The organism is Thalassobaculum sp. (assembly GCF_040219215.1).
GTDB lineage: Bacteria > Pseudomonadota > Alphaproteobacteria > Thalassobaculales > Thalassobaculaceae > Thalassobaculum_A.
This window is the reverse complement of the sequence record NZ_JAVJSX010000012.1, coordinates 63,142-74,917: the sequence shown is the minus strand read 5'-3', so window position 1 is coordinate 74,917 and position 11,776 is coordinate 63,142. Positions and strand designations below refer to the sequence as shown.

Here is an 11,776-nt window from a genome sequence, read left to right as displayed (position 1 = left end):
CTGCTATCCGTGCTTGATGGTGGTCTCAAGCTTCTCTAGCGCCTTTTCGGTCTGCTCGGCGGTGCACCCGCTGCCATCGGCGATCCGGCCGGTCATGATGCGCCGCTTCATGCTGCTGCTGAGGATGTCCCGGATCTCGGCGTCGGTCTTGCCGTCGCTCTTCATCCGCTCGTGCAGTTTGGCCGAAAGCGTATCGGGGTCGCACTTGGCGTCGGTCGCGGCGTCCGCGACGGGCGTCAATACGAAGGTGGCGAGGGCGATAGCGGCGGCGGCGAACGTGATCGATAGGGAGCGCATGGCAACGTTCCTTGGTGAAGGGCGCGGGAACAGCGATCCCCTTGCCGTAACAGTCCGCGACGATGGCGGCAAGCGGCGGTAGCGTGCCCAGGAACACGCGCCAGGATCGACGGGAAGGGAAGGGCGACCGTACGGTCTCTGCATGCCGAATCGCCGATTGGCATGATAGACTGCCGCGGTCCGTGCGCCGGAGATCGTCATGGCTGATAGCGTCGTCATCAAGGAACGGGTCGATGTCGACCCTGGCCATCCTCTCCCGGAGTTCGATTTGCCGGGCGCCAAGGCGTTCGCGGCGACGGCGCGGCGCGAAGAGCATGGCGAACTGATCGCTTACGTGTGCGATTCGCGTGTTCCCTATCGTTATGACGACATCGATTCGATTCGCGGCCTGACCGCCGGAAGCGCGCTGATGCGCTTCGTCGAGTGGGGGATTGCCGCCTGGGCACCGGCCCGTCGGCGGCTGCCGATCCTGGTCTATGAAAAACCGGCGGGCGGCCGGGTTGCCAAGTCAAATGCCGATGTCCTGGAACCGATGTCGGACGAGCGGCTGGTGCGCGGGTTTCTGACCCCTGCAGTTGCAATCCTGAGGGATTTGTCGACCCGAGGCGTCCCGCATCGCGCGGTACGGCCTGACAACCTGTTCTACGCGGATCCCGCCCGCAAGCAGATCATGCTTGGCGACTGCCTGACGGCTCCCCCCGGCATGACCAACCCCGCATTCGCCGAGACCATCGAACAGGCCATGGCCGAGCCCTCGGCGCGCGGGCGTGGCGGCGTGGCCGACGATCTCTACGCGCTCGGCGTGTGCGTGATCTTCCTGCTGCTCGGGCGAAATCCAGTCCACGAACTCACCGCGGCAGAGATCGTCGAGCGCAAGATCAACCAGGGCTCGTACTCCGTGCTCACCAGCGGCGCGCGCATCCAGATGAACATGATGGAGCTGCTGCGGGGGTTGCTGTCGGACGACCCGCGCGAGCGGTGGTCGATCCGGGAGACCGAGTTGTGGATCGGCGGCCGGCGACTGACTCCGAAGCAGGCGAAGCTGCCTTCGAAGGCGGCCCGGCCGCTCAACGTTGCCGGCAGGGACTATGAGAACGTGCGCGCGGCTGCCGAAGCGCTGGCGCGCAACTGGTTGACGTCCGGCGAGGTGATTCGCAGCCCCGACTTCGACAACTGGCTGCGTCGAAGCCTGAACGACGAAAAGGTGCTGGAGGCCGTCACCAAGGTTTTCGGCAGCCAAACCAACCTGCAGAGCGCGCCCGAAGCGGAATCGGCCAAGCTGATCACCCGGGTCGGGATGGCGCTCGACCCGGCGGCACCCATCCGGCACAAAGGCTTTTCGGCGCATGTTGATGGCGTCGGGGCCGCGTTGGCCATGGACTTCGAGCGCGACGACGTTCGTCAGAAGGTAGCCGACTTCATCAACGGGCGATTCATCGGCGTCTGGATGTCGTTGCAGGCGCGAACGCGCTCAGATCTGAACGATCTCTACGCGATCTACGACAAACTCCCGCTGGCCCTGAGCCAGACCGGCCCCGGCTTCGGCATCGAGCGGGTTCTCTACGCACTTAACCCGAACATTCACTGCCGCAGCCCGCTGATCGATCATCTGTACGTCACCCGGATCGAGGAACTGGTTCCGGCACTGGAGCGGGTCGCCGCGGGCAAGGATCGCGCTGGCCGGCCGATGGACCGGCACATCGCCGCGTTCTCGGTGGCGCGTTCGCCGGATGTCGACGAACGGTTCGTGCGGCCGTTGGCGGGCGCCGAGCAGAACGGAACCAGCCACGTCCTGGCCGCTCTCACGCTGCTCGCCCGGGTTCAGGCCATGTCAAAGAACGGCCCTGCGCCGTCATTGGCGGCGTGGTTCGTCGACCTGATGAAGTCGGCGGTCAATGACTTCCACAATCTCAAGCAGCGCAAGGCGATGGAACTCAGCATTTCACGCGCTGCCGAGACGGGATTGCTGATCGAACTGCAGAACATCTACGGTGATACGAAGTCGGTTCAGCGCGACCAGCAGGGCTATGCCCGGGCGATGCAGGAACACCAGTACTGCGGCGCTCAGATCCAGCAGTTGTCGATCGAGATCCAGAACCGCGAGCACATGGCAACCGAACTTGGCGAGCAGGTGGCCGCAGTCGCCTCGGGGGTGATCGGCAGCATCGGTGCCACCTCCATCATCATCATGTACATGTTATGATGAGAGCTTCCGCGCATCGTCCGCGCCAACGCACACGCAATCACCGACCAACATGACCGCCAGTTCAGCCAACAGCGCCGCAACCCGCGTGATCTTCATCTTCATCATCGGCGGGGTGGCGGTTTTCACGCTGCCGACGGTGCTGATCCTCGGCATCGGCATGTTGCCGACGGTGGCCGCGATGATCTCCGACCGGCGCAAGGAGAAATACGCCACGCTGTGCGTCGGCTGCATGAACTTCGTGGGCGTGCTGCCGTTCATGATCAAGCTGTGGACCGAGGATCACTCCTACGACAACGCGTTCAAGGTGATCGGCGATCCGTTCACCTGGCTGGTGATGTTCGGTGCAGCGGCTCTGGGCTGGGCAATCTACTTCGTTGCCCCTGGAATAGTCGGGATGTTCATCGGCATGCGCACCGAGCAGCGCGTCCAGCGGCTCCGTCGGCGCCAGCGCGACCTGGTCGAGGAATGGGGCCCCGGGGTGGCCGGCGGACGGCGCGACGCCGACGAGAAGGGGGAGAAGCCGGAGAGGTCTCAGTAACCCTCGCCGGCTTGCGCCATCGGCTTCGCCTAGTGGTTGGCCTGCAGGAGCTTCTCTTCGATGGCGGCGTTCTTGATCGCCTTCTGCAGCTTCTCGAACGCCCGTACCTCGATCTGCCGCACGCGCTCGCGGCTGATGTCGTACTCCTGGCTCAGGTCCTCCAGGGTGGTCGGGTTATCACGCAGACGGCGTTCGGTCAGAATGTGGCGCTCACGGTCGTTGAGCGTCTCCATCGCCGAGTTCAGGAGGCGACGCCGCTTGGACAGTTCCTCGTCCTCGGCGAAGCTCACTTCCTGGTTCTGGCCCTCGTCGACCAGCCAATCCTGCCACTCGCCCTCTCCGTCCTGCCGAAGCGGCGCGTTCAGCGAATGATCGGGGCTGGCCAGACGGCGGTTCATCGAGACCACGTCGGCCTCGGATACGTCCAGCTTCTCGGCGATTGCCGTCACGCGCTCCGGCGACAGGTCGCCGTCCTCGATCGCCTGCATCTGGCCCTTGAGCCGTCGCAGGTTGAAGAACAGCTTCTTCTGTGCGGCCGTGGTGCCCATCTTCACCAGCGACCACGAGTGCAGGATGTACTCCTGGATTGACGCGCGGATCCACCACATGGCGTAGGTTGCCAGACGGAACCCGCGTTCCGGGTCGAAGCGCTTTACCGCCTGCATCATGCCGACATTGCCCTCCGAGATCAGTTCGGCGAGCGGCAGCCCATAGCCGCGGTAGCCCATCGCGATCTTCGCGACGAGCCGAAGGTGGCTGGTGACCAGTTTATGAGCCGATTCAACGTCATCGTGCTCGCGCCAGGACTTGGCCAGCACGTATTCCTCGCCCGGTTCCAGCATTGGAAACTTGCGTATTTCCTGCAGGTAGCGAGAGAGGTTGCCCTCAACGCTGATCGACGGAAGATTCGCACGTGGCGCCGCCATGTGACCCCTAGTCCCTGTTTGTCTCGGAAGCCTTATGCCCCAGCATTATGCCTAAAATAGGACCGCCGTGGTCTGATTTGAAGAGGGGGCCTGTCAGATCACGCGATCGAGATCGTCGATCAGGGTGGCAAGGTCCGGTGGCAGCGGGCTTTCAAAGCGCAGAGGCTCGCCGGAGATCGGATGGTTGAAGCCGAGAACCGCGGCATGCAGCGCCTGACGGGAGAAGCCGCGGAGGCGGATTCGCGTCGCTTCGGGCACTCCACCGAGCTTCGCGGAACGTCCTCTCCCGTAGACCGGATCGCCAACCAGCGGATGTCCGATGTGGGTCAGGTGCACACGGATCTGGTGGGTTCGACCGGTCTCCAGCCGGCATTCCAGCAGCGTTGCGGCCTCGTTGAACGCCCGAACGGTGCGGTAGTGGGTGACCGCGGCCTTGCCGGAGCCTTCCGGACGGACCGCCATGCGAATCCGGTCGCGGGGGTGCCGGCCGATCGCTCCTTCGATCCGGCCGGCCGGAGGGATCGGCCGGCCCCAGCACAGCGCCCGGTAGGCCCGGTCGATGCTGTGATCGGCAAAGCGGGCCGCAAGCGCGTGATGGGCGGCGTCGGTCTTGGCGACCACCAGCAATCCGCTGGTGTCCTTGTCGATCCTGTGGACGATGCCGGGGCGTTTCACCCCGCCGATCCCGGACAGGCTGTCACCGCAGTGGGCGATCAGCGCGTTGACCAGCGTATCCTTCGGTGCGCCCGGGGCCGGATGAACGGTCATGCCGGCGGGCTTGTCGATCACGATCAGCGCGGCGTCTTCATAGACGACCGTCAGGGGCAGGTCCTGGGCTTCGGGGATCGCCGGTGTCGCCTCGGGAACGTCGAGACGGTAGGTCGCACCCGGTTTGACCGGGCTGGAGGGGTCGGATATCGTCGCGCCGTCGACGAAGAGACAGCCTTCCAAGATCAACGTTTTCAGTCGGTTGCGCGACAGCGGCGGATCATTTGCGCGATCCTCCAGACAGCGGGCCAGCCAACGGTCGATCCGGTCGCTGGGATGGGCGGCAAGAGCGTCCGCCGATGCTACAATACTGATGGAATCATGCGCGCCGCGCGGACTGGTATGTGAGGGTTCGGGAATCATGGCCGGCACCATAGGGCAAGGCGAAACACCGGAGAAGCGGCCGGTTGTGCCGTATCTCGGCGCCGTGAAGGTCGCGGCAGTGGTCATGGCGGTCATGATCGTCGCCGGCATAGGCATTCTTGGTGTGACCGTCATGAAGCGGGCCGGCGGCGGCAAGTCCGAGGCAGCCGGCGCCGTGGCTGTCGCCGCGCCGGTTGCGATCGCGCCGCCAACCGCTTTCGGTGAGGTCTCGCTGCAGTTGCCGCCGCGGGCGCGGATCCTGGACATGGCGATGGACCAGCGGCGCCTGGTGCTGCACCTGCAGCTTGCCGGCCGCGAGAAGGCGCTGATGATCGTTGATCTGGAAAGCGGCCGGTCGTTGGGCATGATCCGGCTGAAACCGGATCCCCTGGAGCCCTGACGTCGCGCAGCGGGAAACACTGTCGCGGCGGAGCGCGGCCTTCTCCTGAACCGGCGGTGCCGTTATCGTCCGGCGACCGTCACCCGCCCCGGATTCCCCATGCCCGACATCGTCATCACCGAGTTCATGGATGCGCCCAGCGTGGAGCGCCTGACCTCGCGGTTTGACACGCTCTACGACCCCGGCCTCGTCGATCGGCCTGAAGCGATCCCGGTCTTGCTCTCAGAGGCACGGGCGCTGGTGGTCCGGAACCGCACCCAGGTGACCGACGCGGTACTTGCGGCGGGGCCGGGGCTCCGGATCGTCGGGCGACTGGGTGTCGGTCTCGACAACATCGACGTCGCGGCTGCCCGGAACCGCGGCGTGCCGGTGGTTCCGGCGACCGGCGCGAACGACGACTCGGTTGCAGAGTACGTGATCGCCATGACCCTGCACCTTCTGCGCGGGGCCTACGCGTCCAGCGCGGATGTCCAGGCCGGGCGGTGGCCACGGACCCGGCTGATCGGACGCGAGGTGTCGGGGAAGACCCTCGGGCTGGTCGGCTTCGGGTCCATTGCCCGCAAAACTGCGATCCTGGCGCGATCACTTGGTATGACCGTCGCCGCGTTTGATCCCTACGTTCCGGCGGATGATCCGATCTGGCAGAGCGGGGTCGTTCGGCACGCGGCACTGGATGGGCTCCTGGGCGCGGCCGACGTGGTCAGCCTGCACGTTCCGCTGACCGACGGTACGCATCACCTGATCGACGCGGCGGCACTGGCCGCCATGCGTCCGGAAGCCGTTGTGATCAACGCGGCACGCGGTGGCGTGGTCGACGAACCGGCGCTTGCTGCTGCCCTTAAGGAGCGCCGGCTGGCGGGAGCGGCCCTTGACGTGTTCGAGGTAGAGCCGTTGACCGCCGAAGCCGGCGCGGTGTTCGACGGGTGCCCCAATCTGGTGCTTACCCCGCACATCGCCGGAGTGACGGACGAGAGCAATTCCCGGGTCGGTGTCGTGATCGCCGATGCCGTCCTGGAAGCCTTGCAGGAGAAGAACTGATGAGCGGCGTCGAAAAACCTTGGGAGCCGGATGCGCCGGCGGCCCTCGACGGAATCCGGGTGCTGGATCTTTCGCGTCTGGTGGCCGGCAACGCGGTCACGCACGTCCTGGCCGACCACGGCGCCGAGGTCATCAAGGTCGAGAAGCCTGGCGTCGGGGACGATCTGCGGAACTGGAAGACCGAGGGCGTTTCGACCCACTGGAAGGTCTATTGCCGCAACAAGAAGAGCGTGACCCTCGACTTCCGGCACCCAAGGGCAGTGGAGCTCATGCTCGATCTGGCCGCGACCTCGCGCGTGCTGGTTGAGAACTTCAAACCCGGCACGCTCGAGGCGATGGGCATCGGTCCCGATGTGCTGCACGCTCGCAATCCCAACCTGATCATCGTGCGGATTTCCGGATGGGGCCAGGACGGCATGTGGGCGCACAAGCCCGGCTTCGGCAGCCTGGTCGAGGCGATGAGCGGCTTCGCGGCGATGAATGGCTTTGCCGATCGGGCGCCGGTGCTGCCACCATTGGCGCTCGCCGACATGATCGCGGGGCTGTACGGCGCGTTCTCGGTGATGGTGGCGATCCGCGAGATCGAATTGAAGGGCGGGCCCGGTCAGGTCATCGACCTGCCCTTATTCGACCCGATCCACTCCGTCCTGGGCCCGGTTGTCGCCAACTACGATCTGGCGGGCCAGGTTCCCGAGCGCACCGGCTCGCTGTCCAACCAGACGGCGCCACGCAATGTGTACCAGTGCAGCGACGGCAAGTATGTCGCCCTCAGCGGTTCGATGCAGGCGATGGCGGAGCGGTTGTTCCGCACCATGGGCCGGCCCGAACTGATCACCGATCCGCGGTTCCGCACCAACACCGACAGGGTCAAGAACAACCACGAGCTCGACCCGATCGTCGCGGCCTTCATGGCGGAGCGTACCCAGGAAGAGTGTCTGGATCTGTTCGAGAAGGCGGGTGTCACCGTCGGCGCGGTGGCCGACGTGGCGCAACTGGCGGAGCACCCCTATCCTATGGACCGTGAGGTGGTGGTGTCGCTGCCAGATGCCGATACCGGACGCCTCGCCATGCACAACGTCATTCCGCGCCTGTCGGCGACGCCCGGTAAGCTGCGCCGGCCGGCGCCGGAGCTTGGTGAGCACAACAACGAAATCTGGCGGTCGCTGGGGCATGACCCGTCCGCCCTGAACGAAGCGGGAGCGCTGTGATGCCGGACACCATTCCACTGCCGTTGTGGCGTTCCCTGTTGTACGTGCCCGCGACGGCCGAGCGGTTCGTGGCCAAGGCGGCCGAGCGTGGTGCCGACGGCATCGTGCTGGACCTGGAGGACTCGATCCCGCCGGCTTCGAAGTCCGCGGCCCGGGCAGCGTTGGCGGCGGCGGTCCCGGCTGTCGGTGCACGCGGGGGCGAGGTGCTCGTCCGGATCAACCGGCCCTGGCGGCTGGCCCTGCCGGATCTGGAGGCATCGGTGATCGCCGGAGTGACCGCGCTGTGCCTTCCGAAGGTCGATTCGCATCATCATCTGGTGGAAATCGACCAGGTGGTCGGAGAGTTGGAGGCCGAGCGCGGCCTGCCGGTCGGACGGATCCGATTCTGCGTGTTGGTCGAGACCGCTCAGGGAATCGCCGATGTGCGGTCGATCGCGGCCGGTCCGCGGGTCGCCGGGATTACCGCCGGCGGCGAAGATCTGGCGTCGGATCTTGGGCTGCCGGAGCCGGATCCTGACGTGCTGGCACCCTACGAGGCAGCCGTCCGGCTCGCGGCACGTGAAGCGGGGGTGATGCCCCTGGGCTATCCGGGGTCGATTGCGGAGTTCAGCGATCTCGACCTGTTCCGGCGGGCCGCCGAGGCCGGACGCCGTGCCGGCTCCGAGGGCGGCATGGCGATCCATCCGGCCCAGGTGCCGGTTCTGAACGCCGCGTTCGCGCCGAGTGCCGAGGAGATTGCGCACGCGGAAGGTCTGCTGGCGGCCTTCGAAAAGGCGCTGTCCGACGGGCTCGGGGCTGTCGCGTATCAGGGCAAGATGATCGACAAGCCGATCGTCGAGCGCGCCCAGCGCGTACTGGCCACCCGCGACCGGATTGCCGCACGCCGAGCCTGATCCCCCCGGGCACTGTCCATCCCGGTTGCTGCTGCAGCGTGTCCTGCCCTAGGCTGATGCCAGACTGTCGGTTCCGGCGGTTTGCGGATGGGGGCAGGGATGCGGCGTCTCAAGCGGGTTGAACATCCCGAATCGCTGTCGGACACGATTGCCGCCGCGCTTGGCGTGCTCGCCAGGCCTCGGGAACTGCTGGCCACGTTGCGCGACTACGTGGGCGTGGGTCGCCGCCGAAGGGCTGAACCCGTCGTCGACATCGCAAGCCTGCAACGCTTCCTGGACACCCGTGCCAGCTTCGTGGCCCAGACGTCGCTGTATGGCTACGTGCGTACCCGATCCGGCATGCGGTACCCCGAGTTGTTCGACAATGACGGCTTCGTCGCCTCGATGAACATTGCCAAGTGGCAGGTCTGGCTGGCGTGCCTGTCGGACCTGTCGGTGTACGCCGGCGGGCTGATGGCAGGGGCGCAGCCGGATGCGGCTTCCGAGGTGGGCCGGATCGTCCGCACGGCGGTCTCGCAAATCCTTGCGGTGACCGGTACTCCAACCGACGCCGGCCCTGCCTTCGCGTCGTCGGCCGAGGCTGTCCTGGAGCGACTGGCATCGTGCGACTGGCATGCGGTGACCGACGATGCGGCGGCGTTCACTGAGAGTCCCCCGGCGCTGGTGCGCTGGGCACCGATCGTCGACGAGATGAAAGCGCTTGACGAGCCGATCGTGCTGAACTCGGTGCGGTTCCGCTGGCAGGAGGTGCGCCGCGAGCTTCGCCGGTCGCTTGACGCGCGCGCGCTGCTGGCGGACGAGGCGAAGCCGTCGGACGGGTCGGCTTTCGCGCCGTCGCCGGTCGCGATCCGCTCAGTTCCCGAGCAGGCGGGCGAGTGACGCGATGCCCTGGGCGATCTCGCCTTCGAGCGGGAACGACAGCATGCCCATCACCGAGTACCCGAGCAGCCAGGGCATCAGGTAGAACCGGGTCATGTAGAAGAACCACGCGACGTAGAGCGGCACGATCGGGGCGATCAGAAACCCCGGTGTGATCGGCTTGAACAATCGGATCAGCGGGTCGGTCGACTGCACGAAGAACCGCATGAAGAAGAAGTTGCTGTTCTCCGGAAGAAACAGGCTCATTCCGAAGCGCCCGACGAGGGTCCACATCACCACGCCGAGGATGTAGTCGATCACGACTGCCCAGAGCGGCACGCCTTCGATCATCAGGATTCTCCAGGCCTATTTGTCGCGGAAGCATCGTCGTCGGGAAACGAAAAAGCCGGGGAGAGCGAGGCTCTCCCCGGCTTTCGTCGTAGCAGGTGTTAGTGGGTCGAGCCCAGGATCGTCTCGCCCGATGGCACCCGGACCTCGTCGACCATGGCCTGGGTCTCCGCGTCGGGAGCTTCGGTCAGCAAGGTCACCACCACCATGGCAATCAGGCTGGCGCCCGCACCGACGATGCCGAACCGCAGATCATCGAGGCCGATCCACGGTGCCATGCCGGCGAACTTGACCATGTAGAGGTACCAGGAACCGACACCAAGGCCGACTGCCATGCCGGCAACCGCACCGGCCCGGTTGGCCCGTTTCCACCAGACGCCAAGCACCAGCGGGAAGAACAGCCCGGACATCGCGAAGCAGAAGGCCCAGGCCACCGCCCCGAGAATGCCGGTCAGCTTCATGCTGGCCACCAACGCCGCCAAGGCACCGATGCCGATCAGCAGGATGCGTGCGACCAGCAGCCGCTTCCGGGTCTCCGCCTTCGGGTCGATGATCTTGTAGTAAAGATCATGCGACAGCGCGTTGGCGATCGCCAGGAGCAGGCCGTCGGCCGTCGACATCGCCGCCGCCATGCCGCCCGCGGCCACCAGGCCGGAAACGACATAGGGCAATCCCGCGATTTCCGGAGTCGCCAGCACGACGATGTCGGCGCGCATGAAGAACTCGTTGATCTGCAGGATGCCGTCACCGTTTGAGTCGATGACCCTGAGCATGTCGACCGCGCTCCACTTCTGGATCCACTCGAGCGCGTTCACGTCGGCAACCGCTTTGCCGATGATGCTGGTTGCGAGGTTCGGATCGAGGACCTGCAGCTTGGTCAGGGTCGCCAGCGCCGGTGCCGTGAAGTACAGCAGCGTGATGAAGAACAACGACCAGGCCACAGAACTCCGCGCCGCGCGAACCGACGGCGTGGTGAAGTAGCGCATCAGGATGTGCGGCAACGAGGCGGTGCCGAGCATCATGCATGCGACGAGGGTGACGAAGCGCCAGGCGGCGATTGTCGTGTCGGCCGGTGACGCGTGGAGGACCGTGAGGGCGCTCATCCCCGCGACCTTCTCGGTGGGAAGCAGCTTCCCGACGCCGACGAGAGGCTCCAGTTCCTGGATTCGCGCCACGGCGTCGCCGTAGGCGAACTGCGGGAACCAGCCGAAGTCCTGTTTGATCGACATCCAGAACACCGGCACCAGGTAGGCGATGATCAGCACGATGTACTGCGCCACCTGGGTCCAGGTGACGGCCCGCATGCCGCCCAGCATCGAGCACAGCAGAATGCCGAGAAGACCGAACCAGACGCCGACTTCGAACGGAATCTGCAACGCGCGGGCCGCGATGGTGCCGGTCGCGTTGATCTGGGCCGTCACATAGGTGAAGGAGGCGACCACCAGAACGACAACGGCCAGGAACCGGGTGAGGTTGCCGCCGTAGCGGGTGCCGATGAAGTCGGGAACCGTGTAGCAGCCGAACTTCCGCAGGTAGGGCGCCATCAGCACCGCCACCAGCACATAACCGCCGGTCCAGCCCACCACGAAGGCGAGGTATGGGTGACCGGCCGCATAGATGCCACCCGCCATCGCGACGAACGAGGCACCGGACATCCAGTCCGCCGCCGTCGCCATGCCGTTGAACACCGGCGGGACTTCTCGCCCGGCGACGTAATAGGCGTCGACCTGCATGGTGCGCGACAACCAGCCGATCAAGGCGTAGATCACGATAGTGAACGCGACGAACAGGATCCCGATTGAATCGGCGCTGAGACCGGCCTGTTCCAGGACCGCCATCAACGCAACAAACGCCAGGAACCCTCCGGTGTACAGCGCGTAGATCTTGGGAAGGTTGTCAATGAACCTTCCCTCAAGTTTAAACAAACTCATGA

12 protein-coding genes are annotated in these 11,776 nt (G+C 65.6%); 7 read left to right on the top strand and 5 right to left on the bottom strand.

Translation table 11 applies throughout. The features are described from left to right. Positions 1 to 3: 3 nt before the first annotated feature. A complete protein-coding gene (locus RIC54_RS11325) occupies positions 4 to 297 on the bottom strand; it encodes a hypothetical protein (protein ID WP_350097057.1) in 294 nt (97 codons plus the stop codon). 199 nt (positions 298 to 496) lie between these two features. On the opposite strand from RIC54_RS11325, the gene RIC54_RS11320 reads away from it, so the two are divergent. Together RIC54_RS11320 and RIC54_RS11315 are read left to right on the top strand one after the other, a co-directional pair. Then, positions 497 to 2,500: a protein kinase family protein gene (locus RIC54_RS11320; protein ID WP_350097055.1), complete on the top strand. Its 2,004-nt coding sequence runs from the start codon at positions 497 to 499 to the stop codon at positions 2,498 to 2,500. Positions 2,501 to 2,552: 52 nt separating this feature from the next. Continuing rightward, on the top strand, positions 2,553 to 3,041 hold the full coding sequence (locus RIC54_RS11315) for a hypothetical protein (protein WP_350097053.1): 489 nt from the start codon (positions 2,553 to 2,555) through the stop codon (positions 3,039 to 3,041). A gap of 29 nt (positions 3,042 to 3,070) precedes the next feature. Here the strand turns inward: RIC54_RS11315 and rpoH are convergent, their stop codons facing one another. Both rpoH and RIC54_RS11305 read right to left on the bottom strand, forming a co-directional pair. Next, on the bottom strand, positions 3,071 to 3,967 hold the full coding sequence (rpoH, locus tag RIC54_RS11310; RefSeq protein ID WP_350097051.1) for an RNA polymerase sigma factor RpoH: 897 nt from the start codon (positions 3,965 to 3,967) through the stop codon (positions 3,071 to 3,073). A 93-nt stretch (positions 3,968 to 4,060) separates the two neighbouring features. Further along, positions 4,061 to 5,098 (bottom strand): RluA family pseudouridine synthase, encoded by a 1,038-nt coding sequence (locus RIC54_RS11305; protein WP_502989707.1) that lies wholly within the window; start codon positions 5,096 to 5,098, stop codon positions 4,061 to 4,063. Here RIC54_RS11305 and RIC54_RS11300 point away from each other — a divergent pair. The 5 genes from RIC54_RS11300 (at position 5,097) to RIC54_RS11280 (ending at position 9,516) form a co-directional block, all read left to right on the top strand. Beyond that, a complete protein-coding gene (locus tag RIC54_RS11300; RefSeq protein ID WP_350097047.1) occupies positions 5,097 to 5,498 on the top strand; it encodes a hypothetical protein in 402 nt (133 codons plus the stop codon). The genes RIC54_RS11305 and RIC54_RS11300 overlap by 2 nt on opposite strands. A gap of 99 nt (positions 5,499 to 5,597) precedes the next feature. Beyond that, positions 5,598 to 6,536 carry a hydroxyacid dehydrogenase gene (locus tag RIC54_RS11295; RefSeq protein WP_350097045.1) on the top strand — a complete coding sequence of 313 codons (939 nt, stop codon included), beginning with the start codon at positions 5,598 to 5,600 and terminating at the stop codon, positions 6,534 to 6,536. After that, positions 6,536 to 7,744: a CaiB/BaiF CoA transferase family protein gene (locus tag RIC54_RS11290; protein WP_350097043.1), complete on the top strand. Its 1,209-nt coding sequence runs from the start codon at positions 6,536 to 6,538 to the stop codon at positions 7,742 to 7,744. The genes RIC54_RS11295 and RIC54_RS11290 overlap by 1 nt, the downstream gene beginning before the upstream one ends. Then, entirely contained in the window at positions 7,744 to 8,637 is an 894-nt protein-coding gene (locus RIC54_RS11285) for an HpcH/HpaI aldolase/citrate lyase family protein (RefSeq protein WP_350097041.1), read from the top strand. Before RIC54_RS11290 ends, RIC54_RS11285 begins: the two co-directional genes overlap by 1 nt. A 99-nt stretch (positions 8,638 to 8,736) precedes the next feature. Beyond that, on the top strand, positions 8,737 to 9,516 hold the full coding sequence (locus RIC54_RS11280) for a hypothetical protein (RefSeq protein WP_350097039.1): 780 nt from the start codon (positions 8,737 to 8,739) through the stop codon (positions 9,514 to 9,516). Here RIC54_RS11280 and RIC54_RS11275 read toward each other — a convergent pair. Both RIC54_RS11275 and RIC54_RS11270 read right to left on the bottom strand, forming a co-directional pair. After that, the gene (locus tag RIC54_RS11275; RefSeq protein WP_350097037.1) at positions 9,490 to 9,846 is read right to left on the bottom strand and encodes a YggT family protein; all 357 of its coding nucleotides are present in this window, start codon (positions 9,844 to 9,846) and stop codon (positions 9,490 to 9,492) included. The two genes, RIC54_RS11280 and RIC54_RS11275, sit on opposite strands and share 27 nt — an antisense overlap. A 98-nt stretch (positions 9,847 to 9,944) precedes the next feature. Then, positions 9,945 to 11,774 carry a sodium:solute symporter family protein gene (locus RIC54_RS11270; RefSeq protein ID WP_350097035.1) on the bottom strand — a complete coding sequence of 610 codons (1,830 nt, stop codon included), beginning with the start codon at positions 11,772 to 11,774 and terminating at the stop codon, positions 9,945 to 9,947. Positions 11,775 to 11,776: the final 2 nt, after the last annotated feature.